Raw genomic sequence first — 18,051 nt, 5'->3', positions numbered from 1 at the left:
CAGACTGAACCAGAGGAAAAAAGTATGTTGGATATCGAGAATATCGTCGACACGCAGTCAGAAGCAGAAGAACTTGAAGAAGTGGTGATGGGGCTCATCATTAATTCTGGTCAGGCGCGTAGCCTGGCATACGGCGCACTCAAAATGGCCAAGCAGGGGGATTTTGAAGCAGCGAAGACCATGATGGACCAGTCTCGCCTGGCGCTGAACGAAGCGCACCTCGTGCAAACAAAACTGATTGAAGGCGATCAGGGCGAAGGTAAAATGAAAGTCAGCCTGGTGCTGGTCCACGCACAGGATCATCTGATGACCTCGATGCTGGCGCGCGAGTTGGTCACTGAACTGATTGAACTTCACGAGAAGCTGAAATAGCGAGGAGTGCAAAATGCAGCTACAGATTAACGCACCGGAAATCAAAACCGTCTATGAACAGCAGCTGTTTAATGGCAAAAATTTCCATGTGTTCATCTATAACAAAACTGAGAGCATCAGTGGGCTGCATCAACATGACTACTATGAATTTACGCTGGTTTTAACCGGACGCTATTATCAGGAAATCAACGGTAAACGCGTATTGCTTGAGCGCGGGGACTTTGTTTTTATCCCGTTGGGATCGCATCACCAGAGTTTCTATGATTTCGGTGCGACAAGGATCCTCAACGTCGGTATCAGTAAACGTTTTTTTGAACAGCACTACCACCCGCTGCTGCCGTTTTGTTTCGTTGCATCGCAGGTCTATCGGGCGAATAACTCGTTTCTTACCTACATTGAAACGGTTATTGCATCACTGAACTTTCGTGAGAGCGGACTCGATGAATTTGTAGAAGTGGTCACCTTCTATATTATTAATCGGCTGCGCCATCATCGCGAAGAGCAGGTGCTGGATGATATTCCTCAGTGGCTCAAAACCACCGTCGAGACCATGCATGATAAACGGCAGTTTAGCGAGAATGCGCTGGAAAATATGGTACACCTGTCCGCGAAATCCCAGGAGTATCTGACCCGCGCGACCCAGCGTTATTACAGCAAAACGCCGATGCAGATCATTAATGAAATTCGCATTAATTTTGCTAAAAAACAGCTGGAAATGACTAACTATTCTGTAACGGATATTGCTTATGAGTCTGGTTACAGTAGTCCAAGCCTGTTTATTAAAACATTTAAAAAGCTGACGTCGTTTACGCCAAATAGCTATCGTAAGAAATTAACTGAATTTAATCAGTAGATATTATTTTCCAATAACTCATTTTTTATAGCTTGCCCTAAATAGCGTCGGGACAGCCACGCTATACCTGACAAACGGGTTGAGCATAATACATGTCAGTGTTTTGACACTGAAGGGAGAACGTATGAGCCAGAAATTAAAAGTCGTCACTATCGGTGGCGGGAGCAGCTACACCCCTGAGTTACTTGAAGGCTTTATTAAGCGCTATCATGAATTACCGGTTTCTGAATTGTGGCTGGTTGATGTAGAGGGTGGTAAAGAGAAGCTGGACATTATTTTTGACCTTTGCCAGCGGATGATCGACAAAGCTGGCGTTCCGATGAAGTTGTATAAAACGCTGGATCGCCGCGAAGCGTTGAAAGATGCTGATTTCGTTACCACCCAACTGCGTGTAGGACAACTTAAAGCCCGTGAGAAGGATGAGCGTATCCCGCTGAGCCACGGTTATCTGGGACAGGAAACGAACGGTGCGGGCGGTCTGTTCAAAGGTTTGCGTACCATTCCGGTTATTTTTGACATTGTAAAAGATGTGGAAGAACTGTGCCCGAATGCGTGGGTGATTAACTTTACTAACCCGGCAGGGATGGTGACTGAAGCGGTCTATCGCCATACGAATTTTAAGAAATTCATCGGCGTGTGTAATATTCCCGTCGGCATGAAAATGTTCATTAGCGATGTGCTGGCGCTGAAAGAGAGCGATGATTTATCTATCGATCTGTTCGGTCTGAACCATATGGTCTTTATCAAAGATGTGCTGGTGAACGGCGTGTCACGTTTTGATGAACTGCTGGACGGCGTCGCATCGGGCGAGTTGAAAGCGTCTACCGTGAAGAACATCTTTGACCTGCCGTTTAGTGAAGGACTGATTCGTTCGCTGAAACTACTGCCGTGCTCTTACTTGCTCTACTACTTCAAGCCAAAAGAGATGCTGGCAATTGAGATGGGTGAATACTATAAGGGCGGGGCACGCGCTCAGGTGGTACAGAAAGTTGAGAAACAACTTTTTGATCTCTATAAAAATCCTGAGCTGAACGTTAAGCCGAAGGAACTGGAACAGCGCGGTGGCGCTTATTACTCCGACGCGGCCTGTGAAGTGATCAACGCTATCTACAACGATAAGCAGACCGAACATTATGTCAACATTCCGCACCATGGGCATGTCGATAACATTCCTGCGGACTGGGCGGTAGAAATGACCTGCACGTTGGGACGCAACGGCGCCACGCCACACCCACGTATTACTCATTTTGATGAGAAAGTCCTCGGTCTTATCTATACCATTAAAGGCTTTGAAGTGGCGGCGAGCAATGCGGCATTGAGCGGAGAGCTAAATGATGTGCTGCTGGCGCTGAACCTTAGCCCGCTGGTGCATTCTGACCGCGACGCTGAAGTCCTGGCGCGTGAATTGATTCTGGCGCATGAACAATGGCTGCCAAATTTCGCCGGGTGTATTGAGAAACTGAAAAGCGAACAACACTAACTGAGGTCGGCTATGGAACGCGTACTGATTGTGAATGCGGATGATTTTGGCCTGAGTAAAGGCCAAAACTACGGCATTGTTGAAGCCTGCCGCAATGGCGTGGTCACCTCGACGACGGCGTTGGTAAATGGCGCGGCGATTGACCATGCGGTACAACTGAGTCGTGACATACCTGCACTTGCCGTCGGGATGCACTTTGTTCTGACGCTGGGCAGACCGTTGACGCCAATGCCAGGCCTTACGCGTGACGGATTGCTGGGGAAATGGATCTGGCAAATGGCAGAAGAAGATGCTTTGCCGCTGGATGAAATTTCGCAAGAGCTGGCCGCGCAGTATCAGCGTTTTATAGACCTGTTTGGGCGGGAACCGACGCATCTGGATAGCCATCACCATGTGCATATGTTCCCGCAGATTTTCCCCATTGTCGCGAGCTTTGCAGCCGAACGAGGGATTGCGTTGCGTATCGATCGTCAGGCGGTGTGCCAGTCGTCTGATTTACCCGACACGTTGCGTTCTTCCCAGGGATTCAGCAGCGAGTTTTATGGCGAAGCGATTTCTGAGGCGCTGTTTTTACAAACGCTGGATGCCTCAGCAGACCGGGGAGAGTCCTCACTGGAAGTCATGTGCCATCCAGCCTTTATCGATGACACTATTCGTCAAAGTGCCTACTGTTACCCCCGCTTAACTGAGCTTGACGTACTGACGTCTTCGTCACTGAAATATGCTATTGCGGAGCGCGGTTATCGTCTTGGCAGTTTTCTGAACGTGTAATTCCTGAGTTTGCGGCGCAATTATGCGCCGCATTTTTTTAGGCAGGGATCGCGTCGATTTTTCCGGCTCGCGACCAGACACGATGCGCAGTCATCAGTGTCAGTAAGGTATCCATAAACTGTGCGTCTGCACTGTCCGCTTCTACCACGCCTTCCTCACTCTGATTTGTGATATTCAATGCAGCTTTAAGCTGGCGAGCATCTCCTGCCAGGGCGATAGGTTTCAGGTGCTTATACGCTTCCAGTAAGTAATATTTCGCATCGCCATTCATGGCGATATCCGCGATATTCCCACCCGGAACGATAACCGCATCGACCGTCAGCGACGGCGAGCCGGCAAAGGTACCCGCGATCGTCAGGACGGAGCCATCGTCGGCAACCACATTACCCATTCTGGAATAGAGCAACCTGGCATGAACGCCTTTCGACTGCAGGGCCTGCATAATGGTGAGCAGATCGTCTGCCTTTACCTGATCATTGAGCAGAATGGCGACCACGCGGCCTTTGATATCACCTTTTGATCCCGCATATAAACTAAGCGAAGGCGCATTGGTTAACCCGTTGACGTCCGGTGGAGGGGAGATCTGGGTTTGCTCTTCGGTCAGTTCAAAACCGAGGTTGCTGGCCACGGACTGCGCCAGAGTGGTATCAATATGCGCCAAATGATCGACCACTCTTTCGCGAATATAAGGCCGGGTCACTTTGCTGAGTTCGAAACTGAATCCGCCAATAATATGCTGTTGCTCTATTGGTGTCTGGCTTAGCCAGAACAGGCGAGGGTGGGCATAGTATTCGCCGAAAGAGGGGCTACGCTCACGAATTTTATTCCCGTCAATGCGCTCCTGATACGACTCAAATCCACCACGTTTTGGCCCCGGCGGCGTCTCTCGTGGCCAGTTGTCATTGATGGAATTAGGCTCATAGTTGGCGGGATTGGTATCAATATCCATGCGATGCATACCGTCGCGCTGGAAGTTATGGTACGGGCAGGTAGGGCGATTGATCGGGATTTCATGGAAGTTGGGCCCACCCAGGCGACTGATCTGTGTGTCCGTATAGGAGAACAGTCTGCCCTGTAACAGAGGGTCATTGGTAAAATCGATGCCCGGAACGATGTGACCGGGATGAAATGCCGCCTGTTCGTTTTCCGCGAAGAAATTGTCCGGGTTGCGGTTTAGTACCATTTTACCGACGCGCTGAACTGGAACCAGCTCTTCCGGGATGAGTTTTGTCGGGTCGAGCAGGTCAAAATCGAATTTAAACTCATCTTCCTCCGGAATTAACTGCAGGCCAAGTTCGTATTCCGGGTAATCGCCGGCTTCAATTGCCTCCCACAGATCGCGGCGATGGAAATCAGGATCGCGACCCGTCAGTTTCTGTGCTTCATCCCATACCAAAGAAGCTTTGCCAGCCAGCGGTTTCCAGTGGAAGCGGACGAAAGTGGCTTTCCCCTGCGCATTAATCAGCCGAAAAGTATGGATGCCAAAACCTTCCATCGTGCGATAACTGCGCGGGATCCCCCGGTCAGACATCGCCCACATCACGTTGTGCAGGGTTTCAGGCTGCAATGAGACATAATCCCAGAAGGTATCATGCGCGCTTTGGCCCTGTGGGATGGCCCAATGTGGCTCCGGTTTTACGGCGTGGACGAAATCCGGGAATTTATGTGCATCCTGAATAAAAAAGATCGGCGTGTTATTTCCTACCAGATCAAAGATGCCCTCTTCAGTATAAAATTTTGTCGCAAATCCCCGAATATCCCTGACCGTATCCGCTGAGCCTGCGCCGCCCTGGACTGTTGAGAAACGGACAAAAACGGGTGTTATCTTGTTTTCTTCGGACAAGAAATCGGCTTTTGTCGTTGCGCTTAAATCGGTATAGGACTGAAAGTAACCGTGCGCGGCTGACCCTCGAGCGTGAACGATACGTTCTGGTATACGTTCGTGATCAAAATGGGTGATTTTTTCTCGCAGGATAAAATCTTCCAGTAATGTTGGCCCGCGATTTCCGGCGCGCAGCGAGTTTTGATCGTCTGCAATGCGTACGCCCTGATTGGTGGTCAGGGCAAATTCTTCGCTTCCTTTGCGAAAACTGTCCAGCGCGTTGAGTTTGTCACTTCTGATGTCAGGCGCTTTTAAGCTGCCGGACGTGGTGGGTTGCATGCCCGGAGGCGTGGGTTCAGGCGTTGGACGATGTGAACCGTCTGCTGGCGCCAGGGAATCAAGACCGGGTTTGGACTCGCTGGCATCATGAACCGGCGCAGTGTGATGGAGCGGATGCTTATCTTTCTGTGACATTAAACTCGTCTCCTGTATTCATCGCTGAAAGGGTCGTTGTTGCTGTCAAAAGCTTTAACTATAGACCACTCACTCAGCCCTGCAGGAATATACCGGGGAAGTAAAGCGCATGAGACAGGCAAACCGCGCACGCAAGGCAGGACGCGGGAGGGGAAAATCGGCTAAGATAGCGGTTTTCTGATTTTTAGAATTTGTCTTTAGTGAAACAACTGATTATGAAACCTCTTCGCCAACAAAATCGTCCGGTTATTAGCTACGTGCCCCGTGTGGAGCCTGCTCCGCCAGAGCATGCGGTTAAAATGGATGCGTTTCGTGACGTATGGATACTGCGCGGTAAATATGTCGCTTTTGTCTTAATGGGGGAGTCGTTTCAGCGTTCGCCTGCATTTACGGTTCCGGAATCAGCGCAACGCTGGGCTAATCAGATTCGCCAGGAAAATGAACTGAGCGATTAACTGGATATAAAAAAACCGCCGGAGCATGACACGCCGGCGGTTTTTTTATCAGCAAACAGGCTTAGCGATGCGCCAGTTCGGCGTTATCGTCGCTGTCCAGAATCGTTTTGTCGGTCTGCTTCAGCCACTGGCTGGTCAGCGTACCGGCAGTCATGGAGCCGCTAACGTTCAGCGCCGTACGACCCATATCAATCAGCGGTTCAACGGAGATCAGCAGCGCGACCAGCGTTACCGGCAGACCCATGGCAGGCAGAACGATCAGCGCGGCAAAGGTCGCGCCACCGCCCACACCTGCAACGCCTGCGGAACTCACGGTCACGATACCTACCAGCGTGGCAATCCACATGGGATCCAGCGGGTTAATACCGACAGTTGGGGCGACCATCACCGCCAGCATGGCCGGGTACAGGCCGGCACAGCCGTTCTGACCGATCGTGGCGCCAAAAGAGGCGGCAAAACTGGCAATGGATTCAGGTACGCCCAGACGACGGGTTTGTGCTTCAACGTTCAGCGGGATGGACGCGGCGCTGGAACGGCTGGTGAAAGCGAAAGTCAGGACAGGCCAGACTTTGCGGAAGTATTTCAGCGGGCTAACGCCGTTAACTCCCAGCAGGATCCCGTGTACCACAAACATAATGCCCAGACCGAGATACGAAGCGACGACGAAGCTGCCAAGCTTGATGATGTCCTGCAGGTTGGAGCCTGCAACCACTTTAGTCATCAGCGCCAGAACACCGTACGGCGTTAACTGCATAACCAGACGAACCAGCTTCATCACCCAGCTTTGCAGGGTATCGATAGCGACCAGAACACGCTCGCCTTTTGGGGCGTCATCTTTCAGCAGTTTCAGTGCGGCTACACCGAGGAATGCTGCGAAGATAACCACGCTGATAATTGACGTCGGGTTCGCTCCGGTCAGATCGGCAAACGGGTTTTTCGGGATGAACGACAGCACCAGTTGCGGAACGCTGAGGTCGGCTACTTTGCCAACATAATTGGTTTCAATGGCATTCAGGCGTGCGGTTTCAGCCCCGCCTTGTACCAGACCTTCGGCGGTCAGGCCGAACAGGTTGGTCACCAGAACACCTACCAGCGCGGCAATCAGCGTGGTAAACAGCAGCGTGCCGATGGTCAGGAAGCTAATTTTACCTAACTGAGAGGCGTTGTGCAGACGCGCAACGGCACTGAGAATAGAGGCAAAGACCAGCGGCATAACAATCATTTGCAGCAACTGGACGTAACCGTTGCCGACAATGTTGAACCACTGTACGGAATCTTTAAGAACCTGGCTGTCGGAGCCATAAATGGTGTGCAGCGCGAGGCCGAACACCACACCCATGACCAGACCGACCAGTACTTTTTTTGCCAGACTCCACTGTTTGTGACGGGCTTGCGCCAGCACGAACAGCAGCACTACGAACACGATAATGTTCGCGATTAATGGAAAGTTCATCCCCGTTCTCCTGATCTTATTATGCGGATCACCGTACGATGGTGATTCAGTTGGCGCAAGATTAGCAGAACTGTGACATGCCTCTTATATTCAAATGGAATTGTTTATGCCAAAAATGACATTTCGGCTGATTTATTAGTCAACCTGGTGCGTTATGAATCGATTAAACTGCATTTGTAGCGTATTTATCATTTGCGATGACCAGCGTACTGCACTGTTTTCTTGTACGGTCTGCGGCATCCAGATCGCCCAGGCAAACAGCGCCATACACAGGAATCGCTCCAGTTGATTCCCTTTTTGCGGCACAAGGATCGGCAGGCGAAAGCGCCAGCGACAGGGCCAAAGCAGGGGGACGCCTGCCGGGGTCAGCATGTCGGCCAGAATGTGGCTGAGATAACCGAGAACCATGCCCTGTAAGGCATCAGCTGGAATTATCCAGGTATCAGGGACTTTCAGGTAAAACGTGGCCAGCAGGGCAAAGACTGCCAGCAGGCTATGCGTAAACCCGCGATGGCCAAATGCGCGGGCAATGGGTTTCGATATCCACTTCAGACGCTGTCCGAGCAGAGATTTTGGATGATCGATATCCGGTAGCAGACATGTCAAAATGGCTGAAGGAACAATATGCCACCAGTCACCCTGCGCAAGAACGGGCGTTAGCTCGGCATTTTTGGCAAATACCGCACAGGCAATAGAAAAAAGAAGGTGGCCTTCCGCCGTCATGATAAAACCCAATAAACTGTCGATTCATACAGTATAGGGGTTTTATACAGTAGGCGGAAGAGGTGACGTTGTAACCCTTTGTCACAAGTGCGACATTACCGCGCCAGCCAACCACCATCCACGGCCAGCGTATAACCATGAATATAGTCAGAGGCTGAACTTGCGAGGAAAACGACCGGGCCTTTCAGATCGTCTGGCTTTCCCCAGCGTCCGGCTGGAATACGATCGATAATCTCCTGATTGCGCTCGCTGTCTTCACGTAGTTGCTGCGTGTTATTGGTCGCCATATAGCCGGGCGCAATAGCGTTGACATTAATACCTTGTGCAGCCCATTCATTAGCCAGCAGGCGGGTGATACCCAGTACACCGCTTTTCGATGCGGTATAGGAAGGAACGCGGATCCCGCCCTGAAATGAGAGCATTGAGGCAATATTAATTATTTTCCCACCGTTACCCTGCGCCACAAACTGGCGCGCCACGGCCTGCGACAGAAAGAACACGGATTTGAGATTCAGGTTCATCACGTCATCCCAGTCTTTTTCGCTGAAGTCCAGCGCATCCTGGCGACGTATGGTGCCCGCATTATTGACCAGAATATCGAACCGACCAAATGCCTTCACCGTTTGTGTCACAATACTGGCGAGTACGTCCTGTTGGCTGAGATCGGCCTGAATCGCCATAAAACGTCGACCGAGCGCGTTAATTTTCTCTGCGGTATCATGCGGGGTTTTACGATTCACTCCGACCACATCACAGCCAGCTTCAGCCAGCGCCAGTGCCATACCTTGTCCAAGGCCGGTATCACATCCGGTGACGATGGCAACTTTACCTGCGAGACGAAAAGCATCCTGAATCATATTCACCTCAATTATTCATTCCATTCACACTTTACCATGCGGAAAGAATAGGAGAGGCTGAGCAGAAATACAATAAAAATGAAACACTGTTTTAAAAAACAATGTCACGGACAATGATTCGCATTGCCCGTGAGAGGATTAGCCGCGCAGATGAACGGCTGTAAGTTCGGTGAGCGAGGACAGTTTTACGTCGGCCAGTACATAGCGAGGATCGTCCTGATTTTCATGTGCAGGCACCACGATAGAGCGCATGCGAGCCGCTTTCGAGGCGATCATGCCGTTGACTGAATCTTCCAGGGCAACGCAACTCAAAGGATCAATGCCCAGTTTCGCTGCGCAATCGAGATACACCTGCGGGTGCGGTTTGCTGTAGGGAAGTTTCTCTGCGGAGGCCAGTGCATCGAAGCTGTCGCGTAAACCAAACATGGTCAGCACTTTTTCCAGCATATGCAACGGTGATGCGGATGCCAGCCCGACCAAAAGTCCCTGCGATTTGCACAACGCCACGGCTTCACGTACGCCAGGCAGCAGCGGTCTTGTTTCTTCAACTAACGCAATAGCCCGCGTGATGATACGTTCAGTCACTTCCTGACGTGTGGGGCCATTCCACGGTTGCTGCGCAAACCACAAATCAACCACCATGTCGATGCGTAAGCCAAGGGTATCGGGAAGCTCATGGCGGCGAGTGATATCAACGCCTAAACTTGCCATCACATCCAGTTCGGCCTGATCCCAGAGCGGTTCTGAATCGACCAGTAATCCATCCATATCGAAAATTGCAGCAAGAATTTGACGCGGGGTTGACATCACAACCTCTCCTTTAGGGTGATAAAAGGGATTTCGAGCCAGTCATAACAGGCTCTGAGCGTTCATTATGGCTAATTCTCTATTATACCGCCTTTAAAGATCAGGCGAAAACGGTTATCAACGGGTAAACTTAGGCCAAAATGACACGTCTTTATCAAGGGGAACTCATGACGTATCAACAAGCTGGACGCATTGCCGTCTTGAAAAGGCTGGTGGGATGGGTGATTTTCATTCCCGCGCTGATTTCAACACTGGTTTCTGTACTGAAGTTTATGTATGCGCACAGCGAAAAGCAGGAGGGGATTAATGCGGTGATGCTCGATTTTGCCCATGTAATGATCGACATGATGCGGGTGAACACCCCCTTTCTTAACGTATTTTGGTATAACTCGCCGACACCCGATTTTCAAAGTGGACTCAATTTCGTTTTTTGGCTGATTTTCATCCTGATTTTTGTCGGCTTAGCGTTGCAGGATTCAGGTGCAAGAATGAGCCGTCAGGCGCGTTTTTTACGCGAAGGTGTTGAGGATCAACTGATTCTGGAACAGGCCAAAGGCAGTGAAGGGTTATCACGCGCACAAATTGAATCACGTATCGTGGTACCGCACCATACGATCTTTTTACAAATTTTTCCGCTGTATATATTGCCGGTGATCGTTATCGTCATCGGCTACTTCTTCTTCTCATTACTGGGCTTTTTGTAAGCGTTGAAACATCAGGCCTGCCGCATTGTGTAACGTCAGGCCTGATAAGCGCGTTGTTAAGCCGCCAGTAACCTATCCATCGCTTTCTGCGCCACAACCAGATGCTGCCCTCCGAACAGAATAGCCCGATTCAGCAGCGTATAGAGCTGGTAGACAGGCTGTCTGTCAAGAAAATCCAGGGGGAGCGGCGAGACGGACTGATAACCATCATAAATTTGCGGCGGCTGCTCGGTATGTAACGGCAGCATTGCCAGATCGCACTCTCTGTCTCCCCAGTAGCAGGCAGGGTCGAAGATGTAAGGACCGTTCGGGCCGAGCGCGCAGTTTCCCGACCACAAATCCCCATGCAGGAGAGACGGCTGCGGCTGATGGGACGAGAGGCGTCGCTGAACATGCTCGACAATGGCGTCAATATTGCCAAACGCAATACCTTTTTCAGCGGCGAGTTCCAGTTGCCAGCCAATGCGCTGCTCGGCAAAAAAAGTTGACCAGCGACGTTGCCAGGCATTGGGTTGCGGCGTGGTCGAGAGCGCATTGTCGAAGTCGAGTCCGAACTGCGGCTGATCGCTCCATTCATGCAAATGCGCAAGCTGTTGGCCGAGGATAAATGCATTGTGCGCGTCAAGCGGACGGGGAGGGAGGAAGTCCATCACCAGGAAACTGTAATCTCTGTCTGCGCCTACCGCCCAAACTTTCGGTACAGATACGGTTTGACTGCGGGAAAGTAGCTCCAGTTGATCGGCTTCCGCCGTAAAGCCGGTCAACAGCTCTCTTTCATCGCATTTGACGAAAAAATCGCGCCCCGCATAGCGTAAATGCCATGCGGCGTGGATCTCTCCGCCGGGCAGTTCATTACGCAGTTCGATTTCGCCTTCACCTAATTGCTCGCTTAAAAGACGACTGATAGCCTGCCACATGATGTCTCTCCCCATGTTGTCTGCCAGATCATAAGGTTAGCGCAAGAATGCGGTTAAAAAACACGAACTGACGCACACCACGGACGCGTCATCGCTGGAAAGGCACTTAATGTTTGTCGTTCTTCTTCATCTCGCACAGTTGTGGAGACGTCTGTTTGCACATGATTCACTTCTTTGTAATCACGTGATTTTTTATCATAGACGTATAACAACCATGCCGACAGTTTTACCGGAAAATCCCCCTTCCTGGTAAGAAGGGGACGGTGGCATTACTGCGCAAGGTATGCATATATTTTTTGCGTATCGTCCAAAGCGCACAGACGCGTCCCCTGATTCAGGGTTGCTGCGCTACCGGCGGCAACCCCGAAACGAACAATATCGTCAAAAGGTGCGTTCTCAGCCAGTTTAAGCGTCATGGCGCCGACCATGCTGTCGCCTGCGCCTACGGTACTTTGACTTTTCACCGGTGGTGGAACCACCTGGACGCAGGTGTCGCGATCAACGCCCAGCGCCCCTTGTGGCCCAAGAGAGACCACGACGCGATGTGCTTTACCCGATTGCACAATCTCCTGTGCGGCTTTACGCACGTCATCAGGTTGGGTGAGTTCGCGGTTCACCAGCGCGCTCAGTTCTTTAAGGTTGGGTTTGACCAGTTCGATATTGCCGATGGCTAACGCCGCCGTTAGCGCCTCGCCTGAGCTATCGACGATGCAGCGAATACCCTGTTTTTGTGCTGAGGTAACGAGTCGGGTCAGCTTCTCAAGTTGTACGCCAGGCGGCAAACTGCCGCTAATCACCAGCAGCGCGCCGGACTCAATTTCCAGCACCTGATCCTGAAGTTGATAGAACTCATCATCGGTCAGCGCAGCCCCGGGCATAACAAAGCGATACTGCTCACCGCTGGACTCAACGTGGACGTGCAGATTTTGGCGGGTCCAGTCTTTGGCTTCGACTGTAGAGACGGGAACATTTTCGTCGGCGAGCAATGCAACAAGATGCTCTCCCGTGGCCCCGCCCGCGGGGAAGATAGCCGTCGCAGTACCGCCAAGATGTGCTATTGCACGAGCGACATTGATGCCGCCGCCACCGGGTTCAAAAACCGGCGAGGTACAGCGAAGTTTACCCTCAGGGTAGATTTGCGGAGTAATTGTTGCGCTATCGAGAGAGGGCGCAAGTGTTAACGTATAGATACGTACCATCTTTACCTCCTGTTAGGCTGCCTTCAGTCTGGCACTTAACATCCCGAAAGTGAAGTAATTAACAACATGATTTTTCATATCTTTATTTAAAATTATCGGGTCAAAGTTATATAAATAAAATATCGATTTAAGAACGCTCTTATTCAAAAAATGAAATAAGAATTTATTGCTATGTTATTCGAGTCTTTTTATAATTTGTTACCTTTCAAGGGTCTTTTGTCATTGATCCATATGAAAGTTTCCGAGACCGTTATGGTCTCTTTTTTTGTTGTACGGACTCTTAATAAATGAAGCTTTTGAAGACAGTGCCCACAGCATTCATGCTGATGGGAGGCCTGCTTGCGTCAATGCATGCTGCCGCCGATGATTCCGTTTTTACTGTCATGGATGATCCTTCCAGCGCGAAAAAACCCTTTGAAGGTAACCTGAACGCGGGATATCTCGCCCAGTCAGGCAACACAAAAAGTTCTTCTTTAACTGCAGACACCAACATGACCTGGTATGGTCAAACTACGGCGTGGTCTCTGTGGGGAAATGCCAGCAACACCTCCTCAAATGATGAGCGTTCATCAGAGAAATATGCCGTAGGGGGCCGTAGTCGTTACAACATGACCGACTATGACTATCTCTTTGGGCAGGCAAGCTGGTTGACCGACCGCTACAACGGTTATCGCGAGCGTGACGTACTGACCGCAGGTTACGGTCGTCAGTTCCTTAATGGGCCGGTGCACAGCTTCCGTTTTGAATTCGGTCCTGGTGTTCGTTATGACGAGCACACTGATGGCACCACCGAAACGCAGCCGTTGGGCTATGCGTCCGGGGCGTATGCGTGGCAGATGACGGATAACACCAAATTTACTCAGGGTGTATCGGTATTCGGTGCTGACGATACGACACTCAACTCTGAAACGGCTTTGAACGTTGCCATCAATGAACACTTCGGGTTAAAGGTGGCTTACAACGTGACCTGGAACTCTGAACCGCCGGCAACGGCGCCGGAGCATACCGATCGTCGAACGACTGTTTCGCTCGGTTATCGTATGTAATGACAAGCCGGGTCAAATAATTGGCCCGGTTTTCCCAGTTAAAGTTAAGTTTATTTAATATTTACTCTACGTTTTATTTTTACCACGTACCAATAACGCGCTATTTTTCAGGTAAATTCTATTTAATAGATAAATAAACGGAACCGTACTGCCGGTGCTAATAATTTAACCCCAGATCATTGCGGCCCAACGCAGCATCAGCATGGCCGCACAAATAACAAGCAGAATCACAACTATTTTCCAGTGTTTCTTCGCAAAGCGATTTGTTGGCATAGTTCTTTCCCGCTCATATTCGATGACTTTCGGCAAGTGTAACAAAGACCTCAGGGTGTCAGTGAATTGATTTACATCATACAGTGCGCGTTGATTGCTGCTTTGATCGGCTCGTAACACCGTGTACACTGTCAACGGTGTTATCAAAAAAAGGGCGTAGGTCCAGCGTCGCCACCAAGGCAACCCGTGACATATTTCGCAGAGTGAAGCGGGAATCAGCCCACACCTTTTTGATAATTTTAAATATTGAATCTTTGTATGTGCTCTTACGTGTAGGCCGCCAGTGCCGTTCCCTTCTGTTTATCTCCGTTTCATCACCTCTATCCAACCCATTGCCAGCATTGACTAAACCACCTTTGAGTGTTTCACTCTGTTTTACATGATTCCACTTTGTGCCACTGATATTATGTACACACCTGTGTACACAGTTGGCGGATGTACACTAAATGCTTACTGACACCAAACTTCGCAAAATGAATGGCAAGCCTATCGAGAAGAGAATGGAGATTGCCGATGCTAACGGACTGTCGATTCGTGTCACGCCAACCGGAGTAATCGCATTTCAGTACCGGTATAACTTTGACGGTAAGCCTCGGCGAATGACGCTTGGTCAGTATGACCGTATGTCTTTGAAAGAGGCTAGACAACTGGTTGGTGAATATAAGAAGCTACTGGCGAACGGGAAAGACCCGATAACGTTCAGGAGCATGGAACTGGAAGCCAATATTAAAGCAGCAACGGTAAGCGACTGCATCAAGGCGTGGCTTGTGAGTGCAGGAGCCAACAAGCTGGTAAGGCGAGATGAATGGGAAAGGGCGCTTAATCGTCATGTGGTTCCCTATGTCGGGAGTATGATAGTAGACGAAATGGCGATTTCTCACTGGCAGCCTGTCTTTAAAAGAATGCGGGATAACGGTGCTGAGACGTATGCCGGAGAACTTCTGTCGAGGATGAAGACGATCTTCTCATACTGCATACGTACAGAATTGATTAAGAGAAACCCTGTTCGGGATTTGCGTGTTATTGACGTTGGTAAGCATCCGAAAAAAGGACACAGAAATTTCAACGACAAGGAGATCGGAGCGTTCTGGCACGCCGTTGACGCCTCAACTATTACTTACCAGAGCAAGCTGCTTTTAAAATTACTATTGCTAACCGGATGCCGTGGCGTAGAACTTCGCCTGGCGAAAAAGGCTGATTTTGATTTAGAGGGGAGAGTTTGGCGCGTCCCTGATGAAAACTCAAAAACAAGGGAGCCTTTTGAAAGGGGGTTATCGGCTAAGGCTGTCGAATTGTTGAAAGAGGCTTTTGACCTTTACCCAAACTTCCAGCAGGTATTCCCGCCAGCGATAAAGAAAGAAGACAGGCCAATGGCGGCAAGCGTGATACTCAACCTTGCTATTCAGATTCGTGAGGATATGACCATCGATCACTGGTCTATTCACGACCTGCGCCGGACGGCAAAGACGAAAATGGCAGAACTTGGCGTGCCACCACACATATCAGAGAAAGTGCTTGGTCACAAACTCGGAGGGGTTCTCGCCATTTATGACCAGCACAGCTACGTGAGAGAGCAGCAGGAGGCGCTAGACATCCTTGCTGCCCATATTCAGTCATGCGTAGACTCAACTAAACCTTGAGCCTCCATGAAGCGCATCACGTCGCAGTAACGATACTGCTCACCGCCTCGACCCGCGTTAGTGCCAGGCGCTTTTGGCGGGAATGGTGTTCCTGCAGCTTCCCACTGGATACGCTTGCGATAAAACGTAGTACGCGAGATACCACCAAGCATCTGCTGAACGGTTTCGCGATTGATGATGACTGGCGGGATTGCCATCTGTGTACTGATCATGGTTTTCTCCAGGCAAAAAGAAGCCCGACGCGGGGCCGGGCAAAAGGGATAACGTGGCAGTGATGTTTTGGGATTTTGTAACACCCAATAGCCAGCTCTTGGCATCCTACCCGCTAGGAAGCGAGCAATCCTACAACGCTCTATTAATTCAATGAGTCGTCTCGGTGGGTTCCTGATTCAACGAGAGGTCTTATAGCACCGTCTCTCCACAGGCTAAAACGGCGTGCCCCGCCGCTAAAATGTTGCGTGCACCATTGGTGTCAGCATTTTCTTCGTATCCACATTCCTTGCACATGAATTTACTTTGAGATATTCGATTGTCCTTGGATGTATAGCCACAACAAGCACATCGCTGGCTTGTATATGCTGGAGGTATTGCCAGCAAATTACCGCCAAGCCAAGCCTGTTTATACTCAAGTTTTCTGCGAAGCTCTCCCCATCCCTGGTCTAATATTGAGCGATTTAGTCCTGACTTGGCATTAATGTTCCTCCCTGGATTGCTTTTAGAGCAAGAGGAGGATTTGGACATGTTTTTCACGTGCAAGTCTTCTATAACGATCATTGCGTGGTTTTTGCTGATCGTTGTAGTTATTTTGTTCAGGTAGTCATTGCGTATATTAAATATCTTGAAATGGAGTAGCTGTATCTTCCTTTTTTGCTTCCTCCAGTTGCTACTGAATTTAACCTTTCTGCTTAACGTTTTTTGAAGCCGTGCTAGATTTTTCATCCGGCTCTTGTAGCTATTTACAGGGCTGTAAAATGTTCCGTCGGATAGAGTTACTAGCCTTGCAACGCCAACATCAAGACCTACCATTGAGCGTGATGGATGCGGATTAATTTCAACTTCAACCTCTGTCTGGATGCAGACGTACCATTTCCCGCAAGTTTGGCTAACCGTTACATTTTTAACTTCACCAGTAACCTTTCTACTTCCCCTGTAGCGTATCCATCCAAGCTTTGGTAGTGATATGCGATTGTTTTCTTGATCTATCTTGAATTTTTGCGGAACTCGAAAAGAGTCATGACTTCCTCTCTTTTTGAATTTAGGTGGCAAGGATCGACCTTCAAAGAAGTTTTTATGTGCTTTATCCAAATCGATAAGAGACTGCTGCAGAGCCTGTGATGGCGCATCGTTAAGCCATTCCGTTTCTGGGTTGGATTTCCACTCCTTCAGCCAAGATGCCATTTTGTTGTATGAAGTGTATTTCCCTCCGGAAGAATAAGCTTCATTCTGAATAGACAGCGCCTTGTTGTACACGAAACGACACGCCCCAGAGAAAGATCTAAGGTTTCTCTCGATACCAACTCCAGTTATTAACTGAAATTTGAATGATTGATGTCGTTTCATGTATAAAATCCTACCATCAAAAAGTTAATGTAACTGATATTTACAGCTCATAACTGGCTATAAGTTGCGTCAATGCAACAGCCCCAGGTCATAGTTGAGGTTTTCAAGACATTCTCGGTCCTGCTCGAAGCAGTAATCCCACAACTCCTGATCGTGCCATTCCCGAACCAGTTGCCACTTCCAGCCTCCGTCATGCTTCACTCGGCGGACCTTTCGCTTAACGACGGCGTCTTGGTCGAAAATCACTCCCCAACCAGAACCAATCCCGTTGCGCAGCACGTCAAGATCAACCTCGATAACGCGGAACAGCTTCGGTAGCTTCGGTAACTCTTCAATGCGCATAATATCTCCTCATGCCGCACGCTGGGCGCGCAGCGATTTGATGTGCTCGCTCGTCTCCAGTTCGGCGCGTATCTGTGCCGCCTCACGGTGATCGAGGTGCTCGAAGTCTGAATTAAATCGGTCGATTGAAGCGGTGTTTATCCGGCCCTGTCGCCAGTAGCGGACTATATCTGATGTGACGGAATGAATTATTACCGGCCACCCGGCATTGTCAGCGTATATCTGACCCCGTTGAATTAGTTGGAACATTGGCTGGCTCCTGATTGCGCTTTAATTCCTCTCGGTATGCAGCAACCTCTTTAG

General features: G+C 49.9%; 20 protein-coding genes. 8 read left to right on the top strand and 12 right to left on the bottom strand.

Annotation, left to right across the window (positions count from 1 at the left end; translation table 11 throughout):
• Positions 1 to 24: 24 nt before the first annotated feature.
• The 4 genes from chbA to chbG all read left to right on the top strand — a co-directional run bounded on the left by chbA (position 25) and on the right by chbG (position 3,476).
• On the top strand, positions 25 to 372 hold the full coding sequence (gene chbA / locus OOJ59_RS16915) for a PTS N,N'-diacetylchitobiose transporter subunit IIA (protein ID WP_038640158.1): 348 nt from the start codon (positions 25 to 27) through the stop codon (positions 370 to 372).
• Positions 373 to 385: 13 nt separating this feature from the next.
• Positions 386 to 1,225, top strand: coding sequence for a transcriptional regulator ChbR (chbR, locus tag OOJ59_RS16910; protein ID WP_003030617.1), 840 nt, complete (start codon positions 386 to 388; stop codon positions 1,223 to 1,225).
• Between the two features lie 124 nt (positions 1,226 to 1,349).
• Positions 1,350 to 2,705: a 6-phospho-beta-glucosidase gene (locus tag OOJ59_RS16905; RefSeq protein WP_038640160.1), complete on the top strand. Its 1,356-nt coding sequence runs from the start codon at positions 1,350 to 1,352 to the stop codon at positions 2,703 to 2,705.
• A 12-nt stretch (positions 2,706 to 2,717) separates the two neighbouring features.
• Positions 2,718 to 3,476, top strand: coding sequence for a chitin disaccharide deacetylase (gene chbG, locus OOJ59_RS16900; protein WP_038640162.1), 759 nt, complete (start codon positions 2,718 to 2,720; stop codon positions 3,474 to 3,476).
• Between the two features lie 37 nt (positions 3,477 to 3,513).
• Here the strand turns inward: chbG and katE are convergent, their stop codons facing one another.
• Entirely contained in the window at positions 3,514 to 5,772 is a 2,259-nt protein-coding gene (gene katE / locus OOJ59_RS16895) for a catalase HPII (protein WP_085049498.1), read from the bottom strand.
• A gap of 191 nt (positions 5,773 to 5,963) precedes the next feature.
• On the opposite strand from katE, the gene cedA reads away from it, so the two are divergent.
• On the top strand, positions 5,964 to 6,227 hold the full coding sequence (gene cedA / locus OOJ59_RS16890; RefSeq protein WP_071600734.1) for a cell division activator CedA: 264 nt from the start codon (positions 5,964 to 5,966) through the stop codon (positions 6,225 to 6,227).
• Positions 6,228 to 6,288: 61 nt separating this feature from the next.
• On the opposite strand, the gene tcyP is transcribed toward cedA, so the two are convergent.
• The 4 genes from tcyP to hxpB form a co-directional block, all read right to left on the bottom strand.
• Entirely contained in the window at positions 6,289 to 7,680 is a 1,392-nt protein-coding gene (gene tcyP / locus OOJ59_RS16885; protein WP_006684833.1) for a cystine/sulfocysteine:cation symporter, read from the bottom strand.
• 135 nt (positions 7,681 to 7,815) lie between these two features.
• Positions 7,816 to 8,415, bottom strand: coding sequence for a metal-dependent hydrolase (locus OOJ59_RS16880; protein ID WP_087050648.1), 600 nt, complete (start codon positions 8,413 to 8,415; stop codon positions 7,816 to 7,818).
• An 83-nt stretch (positions 8,416 to 8,498) separates the two neighbouring features.
• Positions 8,499 to 9,260, bottom strand: a complete 762-nt coding sequence (kduD, locus tag OOJ59_RS16875) for a 2-dehydro-3-deoxy-D-gluconate 5-dehydrogenase KduD (protein ID WP_268063441.1) — start codon at positions 9,258 to 9,260, stop codon at positions 8,499 to 8,501.
• Positions 9,261 to 9,398: 138 nt separating this feature from the next.
• Complete coding sequence (gene hxpB, locus OOJ59_RS16870; RefSeq protein ID WP_069324269.1) at positions 9,399 to 10,067, bottom strand: hexitol phosphatase HxpB; 669 nt, start codon at positions 10,065 to 10,067, stop codon at positions 9,399 to 9,401.
• 167 nt (positions 10,068 to 10,234) lie between these two features.
• Between hxpB and OOJ59_RS16865 the strand changes: the two genes are divergently transcribed.
• Positions 10,235 to 10,771, top strand: a complete 537-nt coding sequence (locus OOJ59_RS16865; RefSeq protein WP_087856703.1) for a YniB family protein — start codon at positions 10,235 to 10,237, stop codon at positions 10,769 to 10,771.
• Positions 10,772 to 10,827: 56 nt separating this feature from the next.
• Here the strand turns inward: OOJ59_RS16865 and OOJ59_RS16860 are convergent, their stop codons facing one another.
• Both OOJ59_RS16860 and pfkB read right to left on the bottom strand, forming a co-directional pair.
• Positions 10,828 to 11,688, bottom strand: a complete 861-nt coding sequence (locus OOJ59_RS16860; RefSeq protein WP_160955914.1) for a fructosamine kinase family protein — start codon at positions 11,686 to 11,688, stop codon at positions 10,828 to 10,830.
• Between the two features lie 269 nt (positions 11,689 to 11,957).
• Positions 11,958 to 12,887 (bottom strand): 6-phosphofructokinase II, encoded by a 930-nt coding sequence (pfkB, locus tag OOJ59_RS16855; RefSeq protein WP_061381454.1) that lies wholly within the window; start codon positions 12,885 to 12,887, stop codon positions 11,958 to 11,960.
• Positions 12,888 to 13,174: 287 nt separating this feature from the next.
• Here pfkB and OOJ59_RS16850 point away from each other — a divergent pair, with 287 nt between their 5' ends.
• Positions 13,175 to 13,933: a DUF481 domain-containing protein gene (locus OOJ59_RS16850; RefSeq protein ID WP_038640176.1), complete on the top strand. Its 759-nt coding sequence runs from the start codon at positions 13,175 to 13,177 to the stop codon at positions 13,931 to 13,933.
• A gap of 165 nt (positions 13,934 to 14,098) precedes the next feature.
• Here the strand turns inward: OOJ59_RS16850 and yniD are convergent, their stop codons facing one another.
• Positions 14,099 to 14,206 (bottom strand): small membrane protein YniD, encoded by a 108-nt coding sequence (gene yniD, locus OOJ59_RS16845; protein WP_087856702.1) that lies wholly within the window; start codon positions 14,204 to 14,206, stop codon positions 14,099 to 14,101.
• Between the two features lie 446 nt (positions 14,207 to 14,652).
• Here yniD and OOJ59_RS16840 point away from each other — a divergent pair, with 446 nt between their 5' ends.
• Positions 14,653 to 15,846, top strand: coding sequence for a tyrosine-type recombinase/integrase (locus OOJ59_RS16840; protein ID WP_160956417.1), 1,194 nt, complete (start codon positions 14,653 to 14,655; stop codon positions 15,844 to 15,846).
• Here the strand turns inward: OOJ59_RS16840 and OOJ59_RS16835 are convergent.
• The 4 genes from OOJ59_RS16835 to OOJ59_RS16820 form a co-directional block, all read right to left on the bottom strand.
• Positions 15,816 to 16,058, bottom strand: a complete 243-nt coding sequence (locus OOJ59_RS16835; protein ID WP_085049496.1) for a hypothetical protein — start codon at positions 16,056 to 16,058, stop codon at positions 15,816 to 15,818. The genes OOJ59_RS16840 and OOJ59_RS16835 overlap by 31 nt on opposite strands.
• Positions 16,059 to 16,248: 190 nt before the next feature.
• On the bottom strand, positions 16,249 to 17,406 hold the full coding sequence (locus tag OOJ59_RS16830) for an RNA-guided endonuclease InsQ/TnpB family protein (protein ID WP_160956416.1): 1,158 nt from the start codon (positions 17,404 to 17,406) through the stop codon (positions 16,249 to 16,251).
• A gap of 69 nt (positions 17,407 to 17,475) precedes the next feature.
• Positions 17,476 to 17,748: a hypothetical protein gene (locus OOJ59_RS16825; protein WP_160956415.1), complete on the bottom strand. Its 273-nt coding sequence runs from the start codon at positions 17,746 to 17,748 to the stop codon at positions 17,476 to 17,478.
• Positions 17,749 to 17,757: 9 nt separating this feature from the next.
• Positions 17,758 to 17,997 carry a DUF4222 domain-containing protein gene (locus OOJ59_RS16820; protein ID WP_160956414.1) on the bottom strand — a complete coding sequence of 80 codons (240 nt, stop codon included), beginning with the start codon at positions 17,995 to 17,997 and terminating at the stop codon, positions 17,758 to 17,760.
• Positions 17,998 to 18,051: the final 54 nt, after the last annotated feature.

The sequence above is a fragment of the Citrobacter sp. W9 genome (assembly GCF_026719375.1).
Classification (GTDB): domain Bacteria; phylum Pseudomonadota; class Gammaproteobacteria; order Enterobacterales; family Enterobacteriaceae; genus Citrobacter; species Citrobacter werkmanii.
This window is presented reverse-complemented; position numbering and strand designations above follow the sequence as displayed.

Coding starts and splice junctions, on each gene's coding strand:
- katE (WP_085049498.1), bottom strand. CDS start 5,772: ATGTCACAGAAAGATAAGCATCCGCTCCATCACACTGCGCCGGTTCAT.
- OOJ59_RS16860 (WP_160955914.1), bottom strand. CDS start 11,688: ATGTGGCAGGCTATCAGTCGTCTTTTAAGCGAGCAATTAGGTGAAGGC.
- tcyP (WP_006684833.1), bottom strand. CDS start 7,680: ATGAACTTTCCATTAATCGCGAACATTATCGTGTTCGTAGTGCTGCTG.
- OOJ59_RS16840 (WP_160956417.1), top strand. CDS start 14,653: ATGCTTACTGACACCAAACTTCGCAAAATGAATGGCAAGCCTATCGAG.
- OOJ59_RS16865 (WP_087856703.1), top strand. CDS start 10,235: ATGACGTATCAACAAGCTGGACGCATTGCCGTCTTGAAAAGGCTGGTG.
- OOJ59_RS16820 (WP_160956414.1), bottom strand. CDS start 17,997: ATGTTCCAACTAATTCAACGGGGTCAGATATACGCTGACAATGCCGGG.
- chbG (WP_038640162.1), top strand. CDS start 2,718: ATGGAACGCGTACTGATTGTGAATGCGGATGATTTTGGCCTGAGTAAA.
- OOJ59_RS16825 (WP_160956415.1), bottom strand. CDS start 17,748: ATGCGCATTGAAGAGTTACCGAAGCTACCGAAGCTGTTCCGCGTTATC.
- kduD (WP_268063441.1), bottom strand. CDS start 9,260: ATGATTCAGGATGCTTTTCGTCTCGCAGGTAAAGTTGCCATCGTCACC.
- OOJ59_RS16905 (WP_038640160.1), top strand. CDS start 1,350: ATGAGCCAGAAATTAAAAGTCGTCACTATCGGTGGCGGGAGCAGCTAC.
- OOJ59_RS16835 (WP_085049496.1), bottom strand. CDS start 16,058: ATGATCAGTACACAGATGGCAATCCCGCCAGTCATCATCAATCGCGAA.
- chbR (WP_003030617.1), top strand. CDS start 386: ATGCAGCTACAGATTAACGCACCGGAAATCAAAACCGTCTATGAACAG.
- OOJ59_RS16850 (WP_038640176.1), top strand. CDS start 13,175: ATGAAGCTTTTGAAGACAGTGCCCACAGCATTCATGCTGATGGGAGGC.
- pfkB (WP_061381454.1), bottom strand. CDS start 12,887: ATGGTACGTATCTATACGTTAACACTTGCGCCCTCTCTCGATAGCGCA.
- chbA (WP_038640158.1), top strand. CDS start 25: ATGTTGGATATCGAGAATATCGTCGACACGCAGTCAGAAGCAGAAGAA.
- yniD (WP_087856702.1), bottom strand. CDS start 14,206: ATGCCAACAAATCGCTTTGCGAAGAAACACTGGAAAATAGTTGTGATT.
- OOJ59_RS16830 (WP_160956416.1), bottom strand. CDS start 17,406: ATGAAACGACATCAATCATTCAAATTTCAGTTAATAACTGGAGTTGGT.
- hxpB (WP_069324269.1), bottom strand. CDS start 10,067: ATGTCAACCCCGCGTCAAATTCTTGCTGCAATTTTCGATATGGATGGA.